Source organism: Streptomyces sp. NPDC043952, assembly GCF_056435325.1.
In genome coordinates this window covers 140,166-163,809 of the sequence record NZ_JBWKES010000008.1, presented here as the reverse complement: position 1 = coordinate 163,809, position 23,644 = coordinate 140,166, and the positions used below count along the sequence as shown (strand labels likewise).

The window sequence follows — 23,644 nt, the reverse complement described above, 5'->3', positions numbered from 1 at the left end:
GGGTCGACAGAGCGGGGCTGAGCGGGGAGAGCAACTGGCGCCCGGTCTTGACGAGTTGGGGAGCCGTCAGTTAACTCACGCCGTGAGCTAAGCCATGAGTGAACCATGAGAGACGAGGGAAGGTCCATGCCGAGGCCAAGAACCGCCCTGCTCGTCCCCGGAGCCCTGCTCGCCGCCCTGCTGCCCCTGTCCGCCGCGGCGCACGCCGCCCAAGATCCGCCGCCGGTGCCCGTGGACCGCTTCGAGGGCGAGGTGCCCTTCGCCGCCCAGCCCGCCGACGGCCTCTTCACCTGGGGCGGCGACAGCGACGACCCGCCCACGCTGCGCCTCGCCGAGCGCGCCGACGCCCCCGAGGGCGCCAAGGTGCTGACCGGCACCTACGACATCAGCGGCTACGGCGGCTTCACCCATGACTTCGCCGCCGACCAGCCCGCCCGCGACTGGTCGGCCCACCAGGGCATCCGCTTCTGGTGGGAGGGGCACGACAACGGCAGGAAGATCGCCTTCGAGATCAAGGACGGCGGCGCCAACGGCGAGGCGTCCGAGCTGTGGACGACGTCCTTCACCGACGACTTCACCGGCTGGAAGCAGATCCGGATCCCGTTCGCCGACTTCACCTACCGCACCGACTACCAGCCCGTCGGCGGCATCGACCACGTCCTCGGCCTCACCCAAATGTGGGGGTACGCGGTCACCCTCCCCACCGGCCTCAAAGGCGAATTCGCCATGGACGACGTGGAGTTGTACGGCAAGGCCGACCAGGCGCTGCACGCCTCCGTCAGCACCGACGCGACCGTCTACCCGGTGACCGGGGGCGGCACCGCCAGGGTGAAGGTCACCCTCGCCACCACCGGCGCGAAGCCCGTGGACGACCCGGTGACCGTCACCTACGCCACCGGCGGCGGCACCGCCACCGCAGGCCGGGACTACACCCCGGTCTCCGGCACCCTCACCTTCCCCGCGGGCACCCCCTCCGGCACCACCCGGACCATCGAGGTACCCACCCGCAGGGACAGGGCCGCCGAGCCCGCCGAGACCATCCCCCTCAAGCTCACCGCCGACGGCGCCAAGGCCCCCGCCGAGGCCCCGCAGGTCGTCATCGACGCGCACGGACTGCCGTACCTGAACCCCAAGCTGCCGGTGAAGAAGCGGGTCGCCGATCTGCTGTCCCGGATGTCGCTCGCCGAGAAGGCCGGGCAGATGACCCAGGCCGAACGCGCGGGCCTGACCACACCGGGCGACATCGCCTCGTACGGCCTCGGCTCGCTGCTGTCCGGCGGCGGCTCCACGCCCACGCCCAACACCGCCGAGGGCTGGGCGCGAATGATCGACGGCTTCCAACTCCAGGCGCGGGCAACGCGGTTCCAGATCCCGCTGATCTACGGCGTGGACGCGGTGCACGGCCACAACAACCTGTACGGCGCGACCGTCATGCCGCACAACATCGGCATCGGCGCCACCAGGGACCCTGAACTCGCCGAGCGGACCGGCGCGGTGACCGCCGCCGAGGTGCGCGCGACCGGCGTCCCCTGGGACTTCGCGCCCTGCCTGTGCGTGAGCCGCGACGAACGCTGGGGCCGCTCCTACGAGTCCTTCGGCGAGGACCCGGCGCTGGTGCAGTCCATGGAGACGGTGATCCAGGGCCTCCAAGGGCGCGCGGACGGCAGCCAGTTGAGCCGGAACGACAAGGTCCTCGCCACCGCCAAGCACTTCGTCGGCGACGGCGGCACCGCCTACGGCTCCTCCACCACCGGCACGTACACCATCGACCAGGGCGTCACCACCGTCACCCGGCAGCAGCTGGAGGACATCCACCTGGCGCCGTACCAGACCGCCGTCAAGCGGGGGATCGGCACCGTGATGCCCTCGTACTCCTCCCTCGACATCACCGGCGACGGCAAGGGCGCGGTCAGGATGCACGCCCGCGGCGACATGATCAACGGCGAGCTGAAGGGGAAGCTGGGCTTCGACGGCTTCGTGATCAGCGACTGGAACGCCATCGACCAGCTCCCCGGCGACTACGCGAACCACGTCCGCACAGCCGTGAACGCGGGCGTCGACATGATGATGGTGCCGTACACCTACAAGGACTTCAGCTCCACGCTGATCGACGAGGTGAAGGCGGGCCGGGTCCCCGAGGCGCGGATCGACGACGCCGTCTCCCGCATCCTCACCCGCAAGTTCGAACTGGGCCTGTTCGAGCACCCGTACGCCGACACCAGCGGCGCCGCCGCCATCGGCTCCCCGGCCCACCGCGCCGTGGCCCGCCAGGCGGCCGCCGAATCGCAGGTGCTGCTGAAGAACAGCGGCGGGCTGCTGCCGCTGGACAAGCGGGAGAAGGTGTACGTCGCCGGGTCCAACGCCGACGACATCGGCAACCAGACCGGCGGCTGGACCCTCACCTGGCAGGGCGCCTCCGGCGACACCGTCCCCGGCACCACCATCCTCCAGGGCATGCGCGAGGCCGGCGGGAACGTCACCTACTCCAGGGACGCCTCCGCCCCGACCGCCGGATACGACGTGGGCGTGGTCGTCGTCGGCGAAACCCCCTACGCCGAGGGCGTCGGCGACGTCGGCAACGGGCACTCGCTGTCCCTGACGGCGGCCGACCAGGCGGCGGTGGACAAGGTGTGCGGCGCCATGAAGTGCGTGGTGCTGATCGTCTCCGGCCGGCCCCAGCTGATCGGCGACCGGCTCGGCGAGATCGACTCCCTGGTGGCCTCCTGGCTGCCCGGCACCGAGGGCGAGGGCGTCGCCGACGTCCTCTACGGCACCCGCCCCTTCACCGGACAGCTCCCGGTCACCTGGCCGAAGTCCGAGTCCCAGCTCCCGATCAACGTGGGCGACGCGTCGTACGACCCCCAGTTCCCCTACGGGTGGGGCCTGACCACCCGCACCGCCGTCCCGCACGGCGGCGCGGGCACCCTGAGGTCGCTGGCCGCGCGGGCGGCGACGGCACAGCGGCGCGGTGACGGGCGCACCGGGCGGGAGCTGGTCGACCAGGCCCGGCTGCTGGTCCAGCGGAAGGTGGGGCAGCGGATGACGGCGGCCGTGGCGAAACCCTTCGCGGACGCGGACCACCTGCTGCTGACCGGCCACTACGGGCAGGCGCTTCAGAAGCTGGCGCAGGCGTACCGGGCGGCCTGACCGGTCCGCTCCGAACCACCCCTTGAGGGAGGCTTCGGGTAGCGTCGAGACATGAAGGCAGTCCCGCGGACCCGAAGCCTCACCGCTCTGCTGCTCGCCGCGCTCGCCCTGGTCCTGGCGACCGGTCTCGCCCCCGCGGCGAGCGCGGACACCAGCGTCTCCGCCATCGCCCGCGCGCTGCGCTCCGGCCCGGTCTACGTCGATCCGGCGGCCTCCGGCCAGCTGTCCCGCGCGGACGCCGACGCGCTGGCAAAACGGATCAAGGACGCGAACAAACCGCTGTTCATCGCGGTCCTCCCGGCCGGCTATCCCACGACGAGCCTCTTCCCCGACCTGCGCGCCGCCACCGGCATCACCGGCCTGTACGGCATCCGGCTCGGCGACCGCTTCGACGCCCGCGCCGACGCCTCCGTGATGTCGCCGACCGCCCGGCAGAACCTGGTGACCAGCGTCCAGGGCGAGGACACCAAGACCCAGCTCACCGACTTCACCGACCGTGCCCTCGCCCACATGGGCGGCCGCGCGCCCCGCAGCTGGGGCGCCGCGGGCAGCGGGGCGGGCTCCGGCGCGGGCCTGATCGCGGTCGCCGCGGTGCTGGTGGCGGGCACCGCGGGCGCGTACACGCTGGTACGGCGGAACCGGCGGCGGCGCGAGCGGGAGCAGCGGGCCGCGCTCGACCGGCTGCGGGTGGTGGTGGACGAGGACATCACCGCGTTCGGCGAGGAGCTGGACCGCCTCGACTTCCACCCGGCCGAACCCGGCGCCGACGACGCGATGCGCGCCGACTACGAGCGGGCCCTGGACGCCTACGAGAGGGCGAAGCAGCGGATGGCCGAGGCGGGCAGGCCGGAGGACGTCCGGCCGGTCACCGAGGCGCTGGAGGACGGCCGCTTCAGCCTCGCCCAGCTGGCCGCGCGCCGCGAGGGCCGCCCGCTGCCCGAGCGCCGCCCGCCCTGCTTCTTCGACCCCCGGCACGGCCCCTCGGTCGCCGACGCCGTCTGGACCCCGCCCGGCGGCGCCCCGCGCGAGGTCCCGGTCTGCGCCGCCGACGCCACCCGCCTCGCCGACGGCCGCGATCCGGTGGTCCGCGAGGTCGACACGGAGTACGGACGCCGCCCCTACTGGGACGCCGGACCCGCCTACGGCCCCTGGGCCGGCGGCTACTTCGGCGGCGGCATCCTCCCCGGCCTCCTCTTCGGCACCGTGCTCGGCAGCATGATGTCCACGCCCTCGTACGCCGCCGACTACGGCGCCGGGTACGGCGACTTCGGCGGCGCCGGCTACCAGGGCGGCGACGTCTCCGGCACCGACTTCGACCCCGGCGACTTCGGCGGCGGATTCGGTGACGGCGGGTTCGGTGACGGCGGCGGATTCGGCGGGGGAGACGGGGGCGACTTCGGCGGCGGCTTCGGCAACTGAGGGGCCCGTAAGGCGACAGAGGGGGACCCTTAAGGCAACAGACGGCGACTGGGGCGGACCCGTAAGGGGAGGCGGCCGGGGGCGGGCCCGTAAGGGGAGGCGGCCGGGGGCGGTCAGGGTTCCGTGCCCGGTATCTCCATCGACCCCACCCGTTCCAGCAGCGCCGCCGCCAGCCTCAGCACCCCCCGCTCCGTGTCCCCGAGCGTGCTCAGGGCCGCGGCGAGCCAGATGTCCCGCTCGGCCATGTCCCGCTCCAGCGCCCGCCGCCCCGGTCCGGTCAGGGTCAGCACGGACTGCCGGCGGTCGCCCGCGTCCGGCTCCCGCGCGATCAGCCCCTCCGCCTCCAGGTCCGCGAACACCCGTGTCAGCGACTGCGGCCGCTGCCGCTCCTGCGCCGCGATCCGCCCCGGTGTGGCCGGGCCGTGCGCGTGCAGATACCCCAGCACCGCGAGCTGGTTGGGGCTCAGGCCCCCCTCCCCGCGCTCCTGTCGCAGCCGCCGGTTGACCCGGACGACGGCACTGCGGAGAGCGGCGGCATCGGCGAGATGATCGTCCATGCGCGATATCGTACGCAGCCGCTTATTAAAGAGCCGACCTCCAGGCTCTATTCTCGGTCAGTGTGCCGGAGACTGATACGCAATGCTTATGAAGCGGCCGTGACGATGGCGGCCGTGCTGCTCTCCTGGGCGGCATCCCTGTGGCTGGAGGGCGCGGCCGGGCTGCACACCGACTCCGTGGTCCTCGCGGTCGCCCTGACCCTGACCCTGGCGCGGGGCCGGTGGAGTGCCGACCGGCGCGGCCGGCTCACCGCGCTCGCCCTGCTGCCCCTGTCCGCCGCCCTGTGCGCGGGTCTGTCCCGGCTGCTCGCCGCCCACTACTGGCCCGGCGCCGCCCTCTTCACCGCGGGCCTCGCCCTCGCCGTCTGGATCCGCCGCTACGGCCCCGCCGCCACCCGCGCGGGCACCCTGCTCACCCTGCCGCTCATCGCCCTGCTGATCGTCCCCGGCCCCACCCTGCCCCCGGCGCCCGGTCCGCGGCGGTGAACTGGGGCTGGTCCGCGCTGATCGGCGCCCTGGCCTGGACGAGCGTGCTGCTGGTGCGGACCCTGGCCGGCCGCCTCGCCCCGCGCCCCGAGGACCCCGAACCGCCGAAGCCCCGCCGCGCCACCGCGCCGCGTCCGCGCCCCAGCACCCGGATGGCCGTACAGCTGGCGACCGCCATCGCCGCCGCGTTCGCGCTCGGCCGGCTCCTGTACGCCGACCACTGGCCCTGGCTCGTGCTCACCGCCTACGTCGTGGCGAGCGGAAACCGGGGGCGAACGGACGTCCTGCACAAGGGAGTCCGCCGGTTCGCCGGTGCCTGCGCGGGCACGCTGCTCGCCACCGGCGCGGCGGCGGCCGGGCTCGGCGGGCACCGGGCGGTGGTGGCGCTGTTCGCCGTCCTCGCCGTGGCCCTGTGGCTGCGCCCGCTCGACTACGCCTTCTGGGCGGCCGGCATGACCACCGCCCTGTCCCTGCTGCTCGGCTCCTACGGCCAGAACGCCACCGAGCTGCTGCCGGCCCGGCTGTCCGCGATCGCGGTCGGGGCGGTGCTCTCGGTGGCGTCGGCGTGGTGGCTGCTGCCGGTGGGGCGCGGCCGGCCGGGGCTCACGCGTTCTTGATCGCGGAGATGTCGAAGTTCAGCTTGATCTTGTCGGAGATCAGCACACCCCCCGTCTCCAGCGCGGCGTTCCAGGTCAGGCCCCACTCGGAGCGCAGCAGTTCGGCCTTGCCCTCGAAGCCGGCGCGCTCGTTGCCGAACGGGTCCCTGGCGACGCCGTTGAACTCCAGGTCGACGGTGATCGGCCTGGTGACGCCGAGCAGCGAGAGGTCGCCGGTGATGCGGTACTCGTCGCCGCCCAGGGCCTCCGCCTTGGTGGAGCGGAAGGTCATGGCCGGGAACTCGTCGATCTTGAAGAAGTCGGCCGACTTCAGGTGGCCGTCGCGGTCGGCGTTGCCGGTGTCGATGCTCGCCATCGCGATGTCGAGGGTGGCGGTGGACTTGGCCGGATCCTGACCGTCCAGGTGCAGGGTGCCGGTGAAGTCCTGGAAGGTGCCCCGCACATTGGTGACCATCGCGTGCCGGGCCACGAACCCGATCGTGCTGTGCGCGGGGTCGATCGTGTAGTCGCCGGTCAGCGCGGCCAGGTCGGGCCCGGCGCTCTGCGCGGTGGCGGTGGTCGTGCTGTCCTTGCGGCCGAAGATGCCCATGGTGTCCTCCTGAGAGCCATTCTGTTTAACGTTCAACGAACCCGACGACTCCGACGGTAGACCCATTCCGTTCGGTTTTCAACATCATCCGCAGCGTGGCGTGTCGATGACTCGAAGTCACCGTGCGGGCCCGCCGGGAGAAGCGCGTAGCGTGGGGGCGTGGGTCGCGGCTGAGGGCCGTCCGAGGGGTGGCGTCACTCCACGGATGGCATGCGCGTTCCCACGAATGCGGGATGGCCGGCCGGGGTGTCCTTGTCGTATTCCCACAACGCAAGCCGCCTCTGAGCAGTCGGAACGGCTGCACCGCGCCGTGGTTCTGTTCACTGGCACCAGGAAAACGGGCCGGAGACTGTACGGAGTCGACGGCTCGCTTTCCTTGGTGTCCTTCGTAAGGTCGCTACATGACCGTTTTGGAAGAGACGACGGGTGAGCCGACCGGCGAGCCGACGGACGCGCGCGGACGGGTCGCCGAACTGCACGACATCCGTGCGCAGGCCGTGGCCGGCCCCAGCGAGAAGGCGACCAAGGCGCAGCACGCCAAGGGCAAGCTGACGGCGCGGGAGCGGATCGAGCTGCTCCTGGACCCGGATTCCTTCCAGGAGGTCGAGCAGCTGCGCCGGCACCGGGCGACCGGATTCGGCCTGGAGGCCAAGAAGCCGTACACCGACGGTGTCATCACCGGCTGGGGCACGGTCGAGGGCCGTACCGTCTTCGTCTACGCGCACGACTTCCGGATCTTCGGCGGCGCCCTCGGCGAGGCCCACGCCACCAAGATCCACAAGATCATGGACATGGCCATCGCGGCCGGCGCGCCGCTCGTGTCGCTGAACGACGGCGCGGGCGCCCGCATCCAGGAGGGCGTCAGCGCGCTCGCCGGATATGGCGGCATCTTCCAGCGCAACACGAAGGCGTCGGGCGTCATCCCGCAGATCTCCGTGATGCTGGGCCCCTGCGCGGGCGGCGCGGCGTACTCGCCGGCCCTCACGGACTTCGTCTTCATGGTCCGCGAGACCTCGCAGATGTTCATCACCGGCCCGGACGTGGTCAAGGCGGTCACCGGCGAGGAGATCACCCAGAACGGCCTGGGCGGCGCCGACGTGCACGCCGAGACCTCCGGCGTCTGCCACTTCGCGTACGACGACGAGGAGACCTGCATCGCCGAGGTGCGCTACCTCCTCTCGCTGCTGCCGCAGAACAACCGCGAGAACCCGCCGCGCGTGGAGTGCTCCGACCCGGCCGACCGCCGCTCGGACGTCCTGCTCGACCTGGTCCCGGCCGACGGCAACCGGCCGTACGACATGACGAAGGTCATCGAGGAGATCGTCGACGACGGCGAGTACCTGGAGGTCCACGAGCGCTGGGCCCGCAACATCATCTGCGCCCTGGCCCGCCTCGACGGCCAGGTGGTCGGCATCATCGCCAACCAGCCGCAGGTCCTCGCCGGCGTACTGGACATCGAGGCGAGTGAAAAAGCTGCGCGCTTTGTCCAGATGTGTGACGCTTTCAATGTCCCGATCGTGACCTTCCTGGACGTGCCGGGCTTCCTCCCCGGCGTCGACCAGGAGCACGGCGGCATCATCCGGCACGGTGCCAAGCTGCTGTACGCGTACTGCAACGCCACCGTGCCGAGGATTTCGCTGATCCTGCGCAAGGCGTACGGAGGTGCCTACATCGTCATGGACTCCCAGTCGATCGGCGCCGACCTCACCTACGCCTGGCCCACGAACGAGATCGCCGTGATGGGCGCGGAGGGCGCGGCCAACGTCATCTTCCGCCGCCAGATCGCCGAGGCCGAGGACCCCGAGGCCATGCGGGCCCGCATGGTCAAGGAGTACAAGTCCGAGCTGATGCACCCCTATTACGCCGCCGAGCGCGGCCTCGTCGACGACGTCATCGACCCGGCCGAGACCCGCGAGGTGCTGGTGAAGTCGCTGGCGATGCTCCAGACCAAGCACGCCGACCTCCCGTCCCGCAAGCACGGCAACCCCCCGCAGTAACCGAGCGGCCATCTCTCTTACGGAGACTGACACCCATGAGCACTGCCGACATCCGCGTCGAGAAGGGCCACGCCGAGCCCGAGGAGGTCGCCGCCATCACGGCCGTCCTGCTCGCCCGCGCCGCCGCCCGCCCCGAGCCGGCCCACCACCGCCCGCACCCCAAGGCCGGCTGGCGCCGCCTGGAGCGCGAGCCCGGTTTCCGCGCCCCGCACAGCTGGCACGGCTGAGCGAAGAAGCAGACACAGAAGTGGGGCCCCTCTCCGGAGGGGCCCCACTTCTGTGCGTCCCAAGGGCGCGGTGCCTGCGCGAACGGCAAGGGCTGCCCGCAGCCGGCGTCCGACCGCGACGGGCAGCCCGGTAGCCGCGAAACCCACCTACCGCAGACGAGCCATCAACGCGTGCTCCACGAGCGTGATGAGCGTGGACTTGGCGTCCGCCCGGTGCCGCGCGTCGGTGGTGATGATCGGCGTGTCCGGACCGATCTGCAGCGCCTCGCGCACCTCGTCCGGGCTGTACGGCTGATTGCCGTCGAAACCGTTGAGCGCGATGACGAACGGCAGCCCGCTGTTCTCGAAGTAGTCGACAGCCGGGAAGCAGTCGGCGAGCCTCCGGGTGTCGACGAGGACCACCGCGCCGATGGCGCCGCGGACGAGGTCGTCCCACATGAACCAGAAACGGTCCTGACCCGGCGTACCGAACAGGTACAGGATGAGGTCCTGGTCCAGGGTGATGCGGCCGAAGTCCATGGCCACCGTGGTGGTGGTCTTGTCTCCGGTGTGGGTGAGGTCGTCGATGCCGGCCGAAGCGGACGTCATGACGGCCTCTGTGCGCAGCGGGTTGATCTCCGAGACGGCGCCGACGAACGTGGTCTTGCCCACGCCGAAGCCGCCCGCCACCACGATCTTCGCGGAGGTGGTGGAGCGACTCTGAGAAACCGGCCCTCCGCTAGAGCTTGCGAAGTCCACTGAGCACCCTTTCGAGCAGTGTCACGTCTGGCTGGCCACCGGCGTTCTCGTCGCCGCCGGGCTGATGGATGGCGACCAGGCCCGCCTCCGCCAAGTCGGCGACGAGGATCCTGGCCACGCCGAGGGGGATCGTGAGCAGGGCCGAGACCTCGGCCACCGACTTGATCTCCCGGCAGAGATTGCAGATCCGCTGATGCTCGGGCAGCTGGCCCTGCATCTGGTGCGGAGCAGCGGTGGTGTGCACCAGCGCCTCGATGGCGAGCTGGTAGCGCGGGCGGGTCCGGCCGCCGGTCATGGCGTACGGACGCACCAGGGGGTTGTTCGCCGCGGGCGCCGGCTCGGGGCGGCGCTGCGGCTGGACCGGCTGGATACGCGGGGCCGGCGGCTGGTCGTACGGCGAAGGGCCGGGCCCCTGCGGCTGGTTGTACGGCGAGGGGCCGGGACCCTGCGGGGCGTACGGCTGCCGGTGGTGGGGGGCGGAGGGGAAGTCGTACGGGTTCGCCGAGCCGTCGCCGTGGCCCTGGGCAGGGCCGTACGACCAGTTGCCCGAGGGCGAACCTCCTGGGGGTGTTGCCACTTTCTCCTCCTCCGACTGCGTCGGGCACCCATCCGTGTGGAGCCGCGTCCCGAAACCTTAAGGCCACGGGACGCGAATACGCACCGTCCGATTACTAGTTGAGAAGGCTGCCCTGGAGCTCCGCGCGGAGATCCGGGGTGAGGACCGTGCCCGCGCGGTCCACCAGCAGGGCCATCTCGTACCCGATGAGGCCGATGTCCGCTTCCGGGTGGGCCAGGACGGCGAGGGACGATCCGTCCGAGATGGACATGATGAAGAGGAATCCCCGCTCCATCTCCACAACCGTCTGGTTGACGCTGCCGCCCTCGAAGATGCGCGAGGCACCGGCGGTCAGCGAGGTCAGACCGGAGGCGACGGCGGCGAGCTGGTCGGCGCGGTCACGGGGGAAGCCTTCGGACATCGCCAGAAGGAGTCCGTCGGCGGAGACCACCACCGTGTGGGACACCCCCGGGGTGTTGTCCACGAAGTTGGTGATCAACCAGTTCAGGTTCTGTGCCGCCTGGCTCATCGGGCTCACACTAACGCTCCTGGTTGTAGGTGCTGTCAGGACCACTGTGGTGATTCCCAGTGGCCTGGCCGTTCGTTTCACTGCCTGCGCTGCGTCCGCGCTGGACGCCCCGGCGCAGGTTGCTCAGCCTGCCCCGGACGTCCTCCGGAGCGCGGGAGACCTGGGGGCCTCCCTGGGGGGTCGATTCGGCGCTGCCCTCGACCAGGTTGGCCTTGGGTACCCGCCGCGGCAGCCCGGAGGCGGTGACCCCGCCTGCCTTGGGCTTGCGCAGCTGCGAAGCCTGCTGCCAGCGCTCGTCGTTGGCCGAACGCCAGTCGTCGTCACCGTCGTTCCCCGGTGCCTCGGCCGGCGGCTCCTGCGGTGCGGGGGCCGCACCGTCGAAGCCGTTCGCGACGGAACCCCGGCGGGGCAGCCCGGCGTCGGTCAGCGCGTGCGCGGCGGGAGCGACCGCTTCGGGACCCTCGAAGCCTACGCGGTTCTGCTCACCCGCGTCGGCCGGCGCGGATTCCGTTTCCGGAGCGTAATGGGCCGGGTAGCCGTTCTGGTAGCCGTCCTGCTGCTGCCAGTCGCCCTGGTAGGCGGGCTCCGCATAGCCGTTCTGCGGGTAACCGCCGGCCGCCGGGTAGCCCTCCGAGCCCGGCAGTTCACCACCCTGGGGGTAGAACTGCCCGTCGTACGACCGCTCGTAGGACGCGGACGGCGTCTCCGTGTACGGCTCCTGGTAGCCCTGCTCCTGGTAGCCGGCCCCGGCCTCCTGGTACGGAGTCTCCTCGTACGGCTGCTGCGGCTGCTGCGGCTGCTCCGGGTAACCGGTGTGCTGCTGCCCCTCGAACAGCGGCTCGGCGTAGGTCTCGCCGGTGTTCTGGCGCGGCTCCTCCGGCTGCTGCTGGCCGTTGGCCTGCGCCTCCAGCGCCGCCCGGCGCCCCTCGCGGAGCAGGGAGCGGCCGACCGGGTCCAGCTCGCGGATGTCGTCGGGGACCTCGGTGTACTGGCTGTCGTCGAAGCCGAGTTCGGCGGCGGTGCGCAGCGGCTGCGCCTCCGGGTGCTGCGCCTGGAACTGCTGCTCCGGGATGATCTGCGAGACCGTGAACTCCTCGCGGTCCAGCGCCGTGTCGCCGCCACCGCCGTGCGTGATCGCGTCCGGCAGCATGACCAGGGAGGTGGTGCCGGCCTGCTCGCCCGAGGGGCGCAGCTGGACCCGGATGCCGTGCCGGTCGGACAGCCGGCCGACCACGAACAGGCCCATGCGCTGGGAGATCGCGGCGTCCACGGTCGGCGGGTTGGCCAGCTTGTGGTTGATGTCCGCGAAGTCCTCGGCGGTCAGGCCGATGCCCTTGTCGTGGATCTCGATCATGACCCGGCCGTCGGGCAGCCGGGTCGCGGTGACCTTGACCTTGGTCTGCGGCGAGGAGAACGTGGTGGCGTTCTCCAGCAGCTCGGCCAGCAGGTGCACCAGGTCGGTGACGGCGCGGCCGTGGATCTCGGCGTCCGGGACGCCGGACAGCTCGATGCGCTCGTACTGCTCCACCTCGGAGGAGGCGGCGCGCAGCACGTCGACCAGCGGGACCGGCTGGTCCCAGCGGCGGCCGGGCTCCTCGCCGGCGAGGACCAAAAGGTTCTCGCCGTTGCGGCGCATACGGGTGGCCAGGTGGTCCAGCTTGAAGAGGTTCTCCAGCTGGTCCGGGTCGGCCTCGTTGTTCTCCAGGTCGGTGATCAGGGTCAACTGGCCCTCGATCAGCGACTGGTTGCGGCGCGACAGGTTGGTGAAGATCGCGTTGATGTTGCCCCGCAGCAGGGCCTGCTCGGCGGCGAGCCGGACCGCCTCGCGGTGCACCTGGTCGAAGGCGCGGGCGACCTCGCCGATCTCGTCCTTGGTGTGGATCGGGATCGGGGCGACGCGGGTGTCGACCCGGCCGGGGTCGGTGCGCGAGAGCTGGTCGACCAGCATCGGCAGGCGCTGCTCGGCGATGCCGAAGGCCGCGTTGCGCAGCTGGCGCATCGAGCGGCTCATCTGCCGGGCGACCGCGCCGGCCAGGAGGAAGGCGAGCAGCAGGGCGAGGACCACGATGGTGCCGGTGATGATCGCGGAGGTGCGGGCGTCGTCGGCGATGCCGGACGCCTCGTTCACGGCCTTGTCGGCCATGTCCGACTCGATCTTGCGGTACGCCTTGTACTTCAGCGTGTTGACCGCGAACCAGTTCTGGGCGCTGACGCCGTTCGCGGCGAGCGCGTCACGGGTGGCCTGGCTGGTGTCCTTCATGGTGGCCAGCGCCGAGACCATGGTGTTCGGGTTGCTCGGCGGCGGCACGTAGTTCGGGTCGTCCAGCTTGGCCTGCGCGGCCTCGGCCTTGGCCTGTGCCGCGACCTTCTTCTGCGCGTCGGCCAGCACCTGCGAGTCCTGCGCGGTGCCACCGCCCTGGTACTCCTCGATGGCGATGCGCTCAAGGTAGGCGTACGACGCCAGGGAGACCCGCTGGGTGGACAGGTTCGGCGCGTCCGGACCCGGTTTGACCAGCAGGTGCATGCCGATGGACCGCTCCAGCGACAGCGCCGCCTTGGTCAGCGACATGGCGTAGACGGTACGGCCGTACGAGGTGATGTTGCCGGTGCCCAGACCGAGCTCGTTGGCGAACTCCATCAGCGGGTGGGCGACCTCGACGTACGCCTCCTCCGTCTGCACACCGGTGAGCTTGGAGGTGTAGGCGGTCTTGCGCAGGACCTGGAGCTCGGGCTCGGCCTTGCGGAACAGCTTCAGCCGACGCTCCAGACCGGGCGTGTGCGGCATGCTCTTCGTCGCCTCGGTGAAGCCGGCGGCGGCCTCGTCGGTGGCCTTGCGCGCGTCCTCGATCGTCGCCTTGCTCTTGCTGTCCTTCTTGTTCAGCAGCAGCGGCTCGGCGGTGATGTCGCGCTCGTTCTCCACGGCGTCCGCGTAGACGAGGGCCGCGCGCACCAGCCGGGCGGTGTTCTCGGCGTCACGGGCCTGCTGCCAGGTCTCGATCGAGTTGTTCACCTGGAAGCCGCCCATGACGAGGCCGACGGCCGCGGGTATGAGCAGGATCGCGTTCAGTCGGGTGGGCACCCGCCAGTTGCGCGGGGAGAAACGGCCGCCGCCCGGCGCGGGAGTGTCCGCCTGCTCCGCACCGGACACCGGGGCGGGCGCCGCGGCGCGCGGCGGCGGGGTGAAGTTGCCCCGTGCCGACGGCTCGGGACCGTTCTTGCTTCGCCTCACTCGACCAACAACCTCTCGGCGGTCGGCACCTACGTCGTGCCGCAGTCTCTCAGAGCCCGTTCGGCCGACGACGACGCAGTACGTCAGGGACCATGGGGCAGTTCAGGCATTCCAGCACGTGGACCAGCGCACTTCCAAACAGTGGAAACCTTGTGACGGTTCGGCTGTAAGCGAGAGATAAAACGGTCATAAAGAGCGAGCCCCGCCAAAAGGCGGGGCGGTCGTGCGCGCAGCGGCACCGGCCGACCGCGTCGCGTGGCGGCCTCGGGTGATTCCTCTGCCGAACTGTTATGAACGCCGCGGCCCACCGTGTCAAAGGCCACAGTGGGCCCCGCCGGGCCCTGCGCGTCCCCGTACGGCAACTGCCGTACGGGGGGTCGCACTTGAGTGCTACCGCGGCCGGTTACCGCAGCCGCGCCATCAGCGCGTGCTCGACCAGCGTGATCAGCGCGCTCTTGGCGTCGGCCCGGTGCCGGGCGTCGGTGGTGATGATCGGGGTGTCGGGACCGATCTGCAGCGCCTCGCGCACCTCGTCCGGCGTGTAGGGCTGGTGTCCGTCGAAGCCGTTGAGCGCGATGACGAAGGGCAGCCCGCTGTTCTCGAAGTAGTCGACAGCCGGGAAGCAGTCGGCGAGCCTGCGGGTGTCGACGAGGACGACGGCGCCGATGGCGCCGCGGACGAGGTCGTCCCACATGAACCAGAAGCGGTCCTGACCCGGCGTACCGAACAGGTACAGGATGAGGTCCTGGTCCAGGGTGATGCGGCCGAAGTCCATGGCCACCGTGGTGGTGGTCTTGTCCCCGGTGTGCGTCAGGTCGTCGATGCCGGCCGAGGCCGAGGTCATCACGGCCTCCGTGCGCAGCGGGTTGATCTCCGAGACGGCGCCGACGAACGTGGTCTTGCCCACGCCGAAGCCGCCCGCCACCACGATCTTCGCCGAGGTGGTGGCCCGTCCCGCGTCAGAGCTTGCGAAGTCCACTGAGCACCCTTTCGAGCAGCGTCACGTCCGGAGCGCCGCCGTTGTTCTCGTCCCCGCCCGGCTGGTGGATGGCGACCAGGCCGGCCTCGGCCAGGTCGGCGACCAGGATCCGGGCCACGCCCAGCGGCATGTTCAGCAGCGCCGAGACCTCGGCCACCGACTTGACCTCGCGGCACAGGTGGCAGATCCGCTGGTGCTCGGGCAGCAGCCCCATGAGGGCGGCGGGGTCGGCCGTGGTGCTGATCAGCGCCTCGATGGCGAGCTGGTAGCGCGGCCGGGTGCGGCCGCCGGTCATGGCGTACGGCCGCACCAGCGGCTGGTCGCCCTCGTCCCCGTACGGTTCCGCATACGGATCGTGATGGGCGGTGGGCGGGGTCATGGATCCTCCGGGCGGGACAGCAAGTCGGTCAGTCAAGCCGTCTGACGGGGCCGGTGGGGGGTTTGTGGCGGCCGGACGGTGTTTTGGTGAGGTGTGTGGTGCCGGGGCCGGTCAGTGGAGCAGACTGCCCTGTAGTTCGGCGCGCAGGTCCGGGGTGAGTACCGCCCCCGCGCGGTCGACGAGCAGTGCCATCTCGTAGCCGACCAGGCCGATGTCGCACTCGGGGTGGGCCAGTACCGCGAGGGAGGACCCGTCCGAGACGGACATCAGGAAGAGGAACCCCCGCTCCATCTCCACGACCGTCTGGGCCACCGTGCCGCCCTCGAAGATCCGGGAGGCCCCGGCCGTCAGCGAGGTCAGGCCGGAGGCGACGGCCGCCAGCTGGTCGGCGCGGTCCCGCGGGAAGCCCTCGGACATCGCCAGCAGCAGGCCGTCGGCGGAGACCACCACCGTGTGGGACACACCGGGTGTGTTGTCCACGAAGTTGGTGATCAACCAGTTCAGGTTCTGTGCCGCCTGGCTCATCGGACTCAACTAACGCTCCTGCTGGTGAGTGGGGCTCGGGTAGCTGCCGGTCTGGCCGCTGCCGGCCTGACGGCCCTGTGCGATGCCCCGACGGAGATTGGTCAGCCGGCCGCGTACGTCATCGGGCGCACGGGAGACCTGCGGACCAGCTTGGTGCTGTTGCTGCTGAGCCGTGCCCGGCACGAGGTTCGCCCTGGGCACCCGGCGCGGCAGGCCGGACGTGGTGATGCCGCCCGCGGCGGGCTGCCGCACCCGCTCGGCCTGCCGCACGAGTTCGTCGTTCGGCGAGGCACGCCATGAGCCGGTGGCGGCCGCCTCGCGCGGCGCGGGCTGCGGCTGCTGCTCGGCGGGCGCGCTCTGCTGCTGGCCCTGCTGGCCCTGCTGCTGTCCGGCCGCGCCGTGGAACCAGTTGGTCTCCAGCGTGTCGAACAGCGGGGTACGGCCGTCACCGGGACCGGTGGCCGGGGGCAGCGCCTCCGGCTCGCGCACCGGGCGCTCCTGGTGGGCCGGGGCCTGCTGCGGGGCCGGCGGGCGCGGGGCGCCGAAGTCGTCACGGGCCGGCTGCGGGCGCTCGAACTGCCCGGTGTGCGCCGGGTCGGGGCGGCCGGGCAGCGCGTGCTGTCCGGTGCCGCCGCCGTCGTAGCCACCCGGCGCCGCGTACCGGCCGGTGTCCTGGGCGGGCTCCTCCGGCCGGGCCGGCGTCCCGAAGACGTCCGGGCGCACGAACGAGCCGCTCTCCTGCTGCCCGGCGGGGGCGTCGTACCGCCCCGGCTGCGGGAACTGGCCGGTCTGCTGGGAAGCGTCGGAGCGCGAGAACTGCCCGCTCTGCTGCGGGAGTTGGGCCTGCGGGAACTGACCGGTGTGCTGCGCCGCGTCGGGCCGCTGGAACTGGCCGGTGTCCTGCGGGTTCTCGGGCCGCTGGTACTGACCGGCGTCCGGGCGCTGGTACTGGCCCGTGGTGTCGGGGCGCTGGAACTGGCCGGTGTCCTGCGGGCTTTCGGGCCGCTGGAACTGACCGGTGTGCTGACCGGCGTCCGGCCGCTGGTACTGGCCCGTGGTGTCCGGCCGGGCGAACTGGCCGGTCTGCTGGGCCGGTTCGGTACGGCCGTACTGGTCCGCGCCCTGGGAACCGGGCAGCTCGGGGCGGCCGAAGTCGCCCGTGGGGGCGGGAGCGTGCGGATCTATCCGCGGCATCTGCGCGGTCGAACCCGGACCCTGCCGGTCGTCGATCGCCGGCATCTGCGCGGTCCCCGTCGGGTCCTGCTCGTCGTGGCCGCGCGGGGTGTCGAGGGAGGACCGGCCGTTGCCCCAGTCCTGGCCGCGCCGGGAGTCGCCGCCGGGCAGCTCGGCCCGCGGGCCGCCGCGCGGCGGCAGCTGGGGCTGACGGCCCTGGTCGGCACCGCCACCGGCGTTGCGCTGGGACCCGCGCCCGCCGAACAGGTCCTGCTGGGGCCCGGCCGGGTTCGCGGCCTGGAGCCCCTGCGGGGCGGCCGGGTTCGCGGCCTGGAGGTTCTGCGGGGCGTTCGGCGCCTGCGCACCGAAGCCGCCGGGGGCACCGGGACCGCCGGGGACACCGGGACCGCCGCGCTGCGGACCGCGCGTACCACCGGGGCCGCCGGGACGGCCGCCCTGCCCCTGGCCCTGCCCCTGGCCCGCGCCGGGCAGCGCGGCTCGGGGACCCTGCCCCGCGCCGACCTGGCCGCGCGAGCCGCCGCCGGAACCGAGCAGACCACCGCCGGGAGCACCGGCACCGGCGCCACCGCGGCGGGCCGCCGCGGCGCCCGCTGCCGCCTGCGCCGCGGCCGGACCGCCGACCGCGCCGGGGCCGCCGGGCTTGCCGGGAGCCTTCTTGCCGCCCTGGGCGACGTCCACGGGCAGCATGACCAGCGCGGTCGTGCCACCGGAGTCGGAGGGGCGCAGCTGGATGCGGATGCCGTGCCGCTGCGAGAGGCGGCCGACCACGAACAGGCCCATGCGGCGGGAGACGGAGACGTCCACGGTGGGCGGCGAGGCCAGCCGCTCGTTGATCGCCGCGAGGTCCTCGGGGGAGAGGCCGATACCGGTGTCGTGGATCTCGATCAGCACCCGGCCGTCGGGCAGCGCGTGACCGGTGACCTTGACCTTGGTCTGCGGGGAGGAGAACGAGGTGGCGTTCTCCAGCAGCTCGGCGAGCAGGTGCACGAGGTCGTTGACGACCCGGCCGGCGACCTCGGTCGTCGGCACGGAGGCCAGCTCGATGCGCTCGTACTGCTCCACCTCGGAGGCGGCGGCGCGCAGCACGTCGACCAGCGGCACCGGACGGGTCCAGCGGCGGCCCGGCTCCTCACCGGCGAGGACGAGGAGGTTCTCGCCGTTACGGCGCATACGGGTGGCGAGGTGGTCCAGCTTGAACAGCGAGGACAGCTGGTCCGGGTCGGCCTCGCGGGACTCCAGTTCGGAGATGAGCGACAGCTGGCGCTGGATCAGGCCCTGGGAGCGGCGCGAGAGGTTGGTGAACATCGCGTTGACGTTGCCCCGCAGCAGCGCCTGCTCGGCGGCGAGGCGGACCGCCTCGCGGTGCACGTCGTCGAAGGCCGCGGCCACCTGGCCGATCTCGTCGCGGGAGTGCACACCGACCGACTCCACGGAGGTGTCCACGTCCTGCGGGTCGGACTCGGAGAGCTGCTTGACCAGCTCGGGCAGGCGTTCCTGGGCGACCGTGGTGGCGGTCTCCTGGAGCCGGCGCAGCGAGCGGATCATGGAGCGGGCCACGACGAACGCGCCGACCAGCGAGACGCCGAGCACCAGCAGGATCAGCACACCGGAGATGATGGCGTCGCGCTGGGTGGCGCTCTTGAGCTCGCGCGCCTTCTGCTCCATGTCCTCGAGCAGCGTGTGCTCGATCTTCTTCATCTGCTCGATCTTGGTCGAGCTGTCGTCCACCCAGTCGCGGTAGGAGCGCGGGGGCAGGTCGGACAGGCCGCCGCGCTGCGCGAAGGCGCGCTTGGCGTAGGTGTCCGCGGACTCGATCGTCGGGTTGTTGCCGCCGTCGATCGGCTTGAGCAGCTCCTCCGCGTTCTGGCTCGCGTAGATCTTGCGGAAGATCGCCAGCTCGGAGTTCTCGCTCTCGTACGCCGACTCGCCGTAGAGGCGGTCGTTCTCCGAGAGGTCGGCCTTGCTGGAGGTGGTCGAGGGCAGCGCCGCGGCGATGGTCGCGCGCTGCACGGACGCGTACTCCTTGGCGGTGGAGAACGCCGCCAGGGCGCGGGTGCGCGAGATCATCTCGGGGTTGCTGGACGCCTCGGCCATGTCCTGGGAGAGGTCGATCAGCTGGGTGATCAGCCGGTGGTACGACTCGATGGTCTGAGTCGAGTTCTCCTTGGACTGGTAGGCGGACCGGCGGATCTTCGCCAGGTCGTCCAGCTGGTTGGCGAGGCCGACGAGCGCGTCGCGCACGCCTTGGAGCTGGCCGTTCTTGCTGGCCTCGTCGATCTGCTCGGAGGCGTCGAGGAAGTTGGCGCGGGCCCGGTCGGTCTTCTGCTGGTAGCCCTTGACCGTGTAGTCGCTCGCGCTGAGGCCGTGCGAGAGGGGACCGGCGGACTGGTCGCGCTCCTCCTGGAGCGCGGCGGCCAGCTCGGTGGCCTGCTTGGTCATGTCCGTCAGCAGCTTCATGTTGTCGAGCTGCTGGATGTCGTTCAGGTTCTCGTTGATGCGCAGCGCGCCCAGCGAGGTCGCCGCGACCACGGGGAGCGCGAGCAGCGAGACCAGACGGGTCGAGATGCGCCAGTTGCGCAGCGCCATGCGGGAGCCGGAACTCGCGGGCACCGCGGCCGATTTCGCGGTCGGGGCGGGCTTCGCGGACGGCGTGCCGCCCGCGGGCTTCGCGGAGCCCTTGCCGGAGGAGCCCTTGCCGGCCGAGCCCTTGGGGGAGGAGGCGGCCGACGCGCCGGGGCGTGCGCGCTCGGGGCCCTCACCGGGCGGGGTGGGGCCCGGGTTCTGGGCGTGCTGGGGAGAGGCGCTGCCCTTCATGGGGCCAGTCCCGTCGTGCGGCTCCGGCTCCGCCGAAGCGCTGCCATCCCTCTTGAAACGTCCCTGCACTAGCGTCGCAACCTCTGGACCAGGCGTCCGGCCGCGCGAGCGGACGAACACGGTGTCGGCGTCGTGGAAGGCGCCCTGAAAACGCCCCCCGGTGGTCTGGAGTGACCGGCGCTGGTTTCCCCCTTGCTCTCGCCGCCACTCGGCGCTGCGTCGCGCCCCCTGCGCCGGCTCGATCCTGCGGCGGTCCGTGGAATTCCAGCACAGTGGCGGATCTCCAACAAGGGCCGCGTGCCGAGCTGTGACAACCGTGACAGGGCGTGCATGTCGGGTCACCAGTCGTGGAAGTCGATCTCATCCATAACGGACGTATCCCTGCGAGTCGCCGCGCGGTGGCACGTGTCCCAGTCGCCATGATCGGCAGCGGAATGGGGGCTTCCAACCCTCAATGTCCGTTTCTCCGGCGCGGTTTGTCGGCCGGAATTGACCCCTATGTCCCCTTGTTGGTGAGCAAAATCACACAACCATCAGGGCTGGTTGGTGAGTTGGTCAGGGAATCGGATGTTTAGCCTGACGCTTTACATGAGGGACGTATCTGTCACCCCGCACCAGCACCCGCCGACACAGGATGAGGACGCCGACAACCGTGAAGACGACGATGATGTTCCGCAAGATAGCCAACCCGCGACGCACGACCCTGGCGCACCTCGAGGACGCCGGCGAGCTGCAGACGCCCGCGCTGCCGGAGCAGTCCGTCGAACTCCCCGCCCAGACGGCCAACCCCCGGCGCACCATCCTCATGGACCTGCCCGAGACCGCGGGGGCGAACGCCGGCGAGTGACCGCCGGAGCGACCGCGGGAGCCCCGAGCGCGGCCCGGAAGACCGCCCGACGGCGATGATCTTCCGGGCCGCGCTCGTCTTTTCGGCGGCTCCGGGCGCCGGGCCGCACATGTTTTCCAGCGCATTCGCGCCGCCGCGTTTATCGGTGACGGCGACGGCGGGCGCCCTAGCCTTCCCGGCCCCCGGAGCGCGAGCCGGGCAGCCGCCATCAGCGCAGCTCAGCAGGGTGAAGGGCATCCGAAGCCCTGCCGCCGGCGCCCCCGAAAACACCGGAAACGGGAATTCCCCTTAAGCGCATTACGGCCCCGGAAAAACCCCTCGCCATGCCCTCCCGGCCGAACATCGGGCCGCCCGACCGGTTAACCTTGGGCGTCAGTACGCCGGTTCTCAGTGAGGGGCGCAAGCACCCGTGCGCATCGCCAGGTTCTCCATCGACGGGAACGTAGCCTTCGGCGCGGTCGAGGGCGACAAGGAGGACGAACTCGTCCTCGACATCATCAAGGGCATCCCCTTCGCCGACCACGAGCTGTCCGGGACGAAGGTGCCGCTGAGCAAGGTCAGGCTGCTCCCGCCGGTCCTCCCCAACAAGGTCGTGGCGTTCGGCCGCAACTACGCCGAGCACGCGCGGGAGCTGGGTCACGAGGTGCCCGAGGCCCCGTTCGCCTTCTTCAAGCCGTCCACCTCGGTGATCGGCCCCGGAGACGAGATCCACTACCCCTCCTTCTCCGAGGAGCTGCACCACGAGGCCGAGCTGGCCGTCGTCATCGGCCGCATGTGCCGCGAGGTGCCCCGCGAGCGCGTCAAGGACGTGATCTTCGGCTACACCTGCGCCAACGACGTCACCGCCCGCGACGTGCAGCGCCGCGAGAAGCAGTGGGCGCGGGCCAAGGGCTTCGACAGCTCCTGCCCGCTCGGCCCCTGGGTGGAGACGGACATCGACCTCGCGCGGGCCAACGACCTCACCGTGCAGCTCACCGTCAACGGCGAGCAGCGCCAGCTGGGCCGCACCAGCGAGATGATCCACCCCATCGAGGACCTGATCGTCAACATCACCGAGGCCATGACGCTGCTGCCCGGCGACGTCATCCTCACCGGCACCCCCGCGGGGGTCGGCCCCCTGAACGCCGGCGACGACGTCGCCGTCACCATCGAAGGCATCGGCACTCTCACCAACAAGGTTGTCAAGCGTGGCTAGCGCACCCGGCTCTCCGTCTCCCGTCCGCGTCCGTTTCTGTCCCTCGCCCACCGGTAACCCCCACGTGGGCCTGGTCCGCACCGCCCTGTTCAACTGGGCGTTCGCCCGGCACCACCAGGGCACCCTGGTCTTCCGCATCGAGGACACCGACGCGGCCCGCGACTCCGAGGAGTCGTACAACCAGCTGCTCGACGCGATGCGCTGGCTCGGCTTCGACTGGGACGAGGGCCCCGAGATCGGCGGCCCGCACGCGCCGTACCGCCAGTCGCAGCGCATGGACATCTACGCCGATGTCGCGCAGAAGCTCCTCGACGGCGGGTACGCCTACCACTGCTACTGCTCCCAGGAGGAGCTGGACACCCGCCGCGAGGCCGCCCGCGCCGCCGGCAAGCCCTCCGGCTACGACGGCCACTGCCGCGACCTGTCCGCCGAGCAGGTCGAGCGGTACCGGGCCGAGGGCCGGCAGCCGATCGTCCGGTTCCGGATGCCCGACGAGACGATCACCTTCCACGACCTGGTGCGCGGCGAGCTGACCTTCACCCCGGAGAACGTCCCGGACTACGGCATCGTGCGCGCCAACGGCGCCCCGCTGTACACGCTGGTCAACCCCGTCGACGACGCACTGATGGAGATCACGCACGTGCTGCGCGGCGAGGACCTGCTCTCCTCCACCCCGCGCCAGATCGCGCTGTACAAGGCGTTGACGGAGCTGGGCATCGCCAAGCAGACCCCGGCCTTCGGCCACCTGCCGTACGTGATGGGCGAGGGCAACAAGAAGCTCTCCAAGCGCGACCCGCAGTCCTCGCTGAACCTCTACCGCGAGCGCGGCTTCCTGCCCGAGGGGCTGCTCAACTACCTGTCCCTGCTGGGCTGGTCGCTCTCCGCGGACAAGGACATCTTCACGATCGAGGAGATGGTCGCGGCCTTCGAGATCTCCGATGTGAACCCCAACCCGGCGCGCTTCGACCTGAAGAAGTGCGAGGCGATCAACGCCGACCACATCCGCATGCTGGATGTGAAGGAGTTCACCGAGCGCTGCCGCCCCTGGCTGAGGGCCCCGTTCGCCCCCTGGGCGCCGGAGGCGTTCGACGAGGCCAAGTGGGAGGCCATCGCGCCGCACGCCCAGACCCGCCTGAAGGTGCTCTCCGAGATCACCGAGAACGTCGACTTCCTGTTCCTGCCGGAGCCGGTCTTCGACGAGGCTTCCTGGGCCAAGGCGATGAAGGAGGGCAGCGACGCCCTGCTGCGCACGGCCCGCGAGAAGCTCCAGTCCGCGGACTGGACGTCGGCCGAGTCCCTCAAGGAGGCCGTCCTGGCCGCCGGCGAGGCCCACGGCCTCAAGCTCGGCAAGGCGCAGGCCCCGGTGCGCGTCGCCGTCACCGGCCGCACCGTCGGCCTCCCGCTGTTCGAGTCCCTGGAGATCCTGGGCAAGGAGCCGACCCTGGCCCGCATCGACGCGGCCCTGACGAGGCTCACCGCCTAAAGGCCCACCACGTGCGAAGGGGCGGCACCCGGAGTTCCGGGCGCCGCCCCTTCGCCGTACCCCCGCGCCCGCGATGTGACGACTCTCACCGCTGAGCCCCCGGCGCCGCCGTTCCCCGGACGCGCCCCGCCCCCCGG

At 71.5% G+C, this 23,644-nt stretch carries 19 protein-coding genes; 9 read left to right on the top strand and 10 right to left on the bottom strand.

Features of this window, described 5'->3' with window-relative positions:
* Positions 1-126 precede the first annotated feature (126 nt).
* Together AC069R_RS12305 and AC069R_RS12300 are read left to right on the top strand one after the other, a co-directional pair.
* Entirely contained in the window at positions 127-3,147 is a 3,021-nt protein-coding gene (locus tag AC069R_RS12305) for a glycoside hydrolase family 3 protein (RefSeq protein ID WP_478766757.1), read from the top strand.
* A gap of 51 nt (positions 3,148-3,198) precedes the next feature.
* Positions 3,199-4,566: a hypothetical protein gene (locus AC069R_RS12300; protein ID WP_478766755.1), complete on the top strand. Its 1,368-nt coding sequence runs from the start codon at positions 3,199-3,201 to the stop codon at positions 4,564-4,566.
* Between the two features lie 113 nt (positions 4,567-4,679).
* On the opposite strand, the gene AC069R_RS12295 is transcribed toward AC069R_RS12300, so the two are convergent.
* A complete protein-coding gene (locus AC069R_RS12295) occupies positions 4,680-5,123 on the bottom strand; it encodes a MarR family winged helix-turn-helix transcriptional regulator (RefSeq protein ID WP_478766753.1) in 444 nt (147 codons plus the stop codon).
* A 99-nt stretch (positions 5,124-5,222) separates the two neighbouring features.
* Here AC069R_RS12295 and AC069R_RS12290 point away from each other — a divergent pair, with 99 nt between their 5' ends.
* Both AC069R_RS12290 and AC069R_RS12285 read left to right on the top strand, forming a co-directional pair.
* Positions 5,223-5,609 carry a hypothetical protein gene (locus AC069R_RS12290; RefSeq protein WP_478766751.1) on the top strand — a complete coding sequence of 129 codons (387 nt, stop codon included), beginning with the start codon at positions 5,223-5,225 and terminating at the stop codon, positions 5,607-5,609.
* Positions 5,606-6,226, top strand: coding sequence for an FUSC family protein (locus AC069R_RS12285; RefSeq protein ID WP_478766750.1), 621 nt, complete (start codon positions 5,606-5,608; stop codon positions 6,224-6,226). Before AC069R_RS12290 ends, AC069R_RS12285 begins: the two co-directional genes overlap by 4 nt.
* Here AC069R_RS12285 and AC069R_RS12280 read toward each other — a convergent pair.
* A complete protein-coding gene (locus AC069R_RS12280; RefSeq protein WP_478766748.1) occupies positions 6,213-6,815 on the bottom strand; it encodes a YceI family protein in 603 nt (200 codons plus the stop codon). The genes AC069R_RS12285 and AC069R_RS12280 overlap by 14 nt on opposite strands.
* Before the next feature lie 401 nt (positions 6,816-7,216).
* On the opposite strand from AC069R_RS12280, the gene AC069R_RS12275 reads away from it, so the two are divergent.
* Both AC069R_RS12275 and AC069R_RS12270 read left to right on the top strand, forming a co-directional pair.
* Positions 7,217-8,812: an acyl-CoA carboxylase subunit beta gene (locus tag AC069R_RS12275; RefSeq protein ID WP_478766746.1), complete on the top strand. Its 1,596-nt coding sequence runs from the start codon at positions 7,217-7,219 to the stop codon at positions 8,810-8,812.
* A gap of 35 nt (positions 8,813-8,847) precedes the next feature.
* Positions 8,848-9,039, top strand: a complete 192-nt coding sequence (locus AC069R_RS12270; protein WP_397983847.1) for an acyl-CoA carboxylase subunit epsilon — start codon at positions 8,848-8,850, stop codon at positions 9,037-9,039.
* Positions 9,040-9,186: 147 nt separating this feature from the next.
* On the opposite strand, the gene AC069R_RS12265 is transcribed toward AC069R_RS12270, so the two are convergent.
* The 8 genes from AC069R_RS12265 to AC069R_RS12230 form a co-directional block, all read right to left on the bottom strand.
* Entirely contained in the window at positions 9,187-9,777 is a 591-nt protein-coding gene (locus AC069R_RS12265) for a GTP-binding protein (protein ID WP_070022337.1), read from the bottom strand.
* The gene (locus tag AC069R_RS12260; protein WP_478766744.1) at positions 9,758-10,354 is read right to left on the bottom strand and encodes a DUF742 domain-containing protein; all 597 of its coding nucleotides are present in this window, start codon (positions 10,352-10,354) and stop codon (positions 9,758-9,760) included. The genes AC069R_RS12265 and AC069R_RS12260 overlap by 20 nt, the downstream gene beginning before the upstream one ends.
* A 94-nt stretch (positions 10,355-10,448) precedes the next feature.
* A complete protein-coding gene (locus tag AC069R_RS12255; RefSeq protein ID WP_004983065.1) occupies positions 10,449-10,862 on the bottom strand; it encodes a roadblock/LC7 domain-containing protein in 414 nt (137 codons plus the stop codon).
* A gap of 10 nt (positions 10,863-10,872) precedes the next feature.
* Positions 10,873-14,091 (bottom strand): nitrate- and nitrite sensing domain-containing protein, encoded by a 3,219-nt coding sequence (locus tag AC069R_RS12250; RefSeq protein ID WP_478766741.1) that lies wholly within the window; start codon positions 14,089-14,091, stop codon positions 10,873-10,875.
* 403 nt (positions 14,092-14,494) lie between these two features.
* Positions 14,495-15,070, bottom strand: a complete 576-nt coding sequence (locus AC069R_RS12245) for a GTP-binding protein (protein WP_085566720.1) — start codon at positions 15,068-15,070, stop codon at positions 14,495-14,497.
* Complete coding sequence (locus AC069R_RS12240) at positions 15,051-15,449, bottom strand: DUF742 domain-containing protein (RefSeq protein ID WP_037654659.1); 399 nt, start codon at positions 15,447-15,449, stop codon at positions 15,051-15,053. The genes AC069R_RS12245 and AC069R_RS12240 overlap by 20 nt, the downstream gene beginning before the upstream one ends.
* A 111-nt stretch (positions 15,450-15,560) precedes the next feature.
* Complete coding sequence (locus tag AC069R_RS12235) at positions 15,561-15,974, bottom strand: roadblock/LC7 domain-containing protein (protein ID WP_023546525.1); 414 nt, start codon at positions 15,972-15,974, stop codon at positions 15,561-15,563.
* Positions 15,975-15,983: 9 nt separating this feature from the next.
* A complete protein-coding gene (locus tag AC069R_RS12230; RefSeq protein WP_478766738.1) occupies positions 15,984-20,051 on the bottom strand; it encodes a sensor histidine kinase in 4,068 nt (1,355 codons plus the stop codon).
* A gap of 583 nt (positions 20,052-20,634) precedes the next feature.
* On the opposite strand from AC069R_RS12230, the gene AC069R_RS12225 reads away from it, so the two are divergent.
* From AC069R_RS12225 to gltX, 3 genes are all read left to right on the top strand, one after another.
* Complete coding sequence (locus tag AC069R_RS12225) at positions 20,635-20,829, top strand: hypothetical protein (RefSeq protein WP_397983843.1); 195 nt, start codon at positions 20,635-20,637, stop codon at positions 20,827-20,829.
* Positions 20,830-21,238: 409 nt separating this feature from the next.
* Positions 21,239-22,024: a fumarylacetoacetate hydrolase family protein gene (locus AC069R_RS12220; protein WP_397983842.1), complete on the top strand. Its 786-nt coding sequence runs from the start codon at positions 21,239-21,241 to the stop codon at positions 22,022-22,024.
* Positions 22,017-23,507: a glutamate--tRNA ligase gene (gene gltX / locus AC069R_RS12215; protein ID WP_478766736.1), complete on the top strand. Its 1,491-nt coding sequence runs from the start codon at positions 22,017-22,019 to the stop codon at positions 23,505-23,507. The genes AC069R_RS12220 and gltX overlap by 8 nt, the downstream gene beginning before the upstream one ends.
* Positions 23,508-23,644 lie beyond the last annotated feature (137 nt).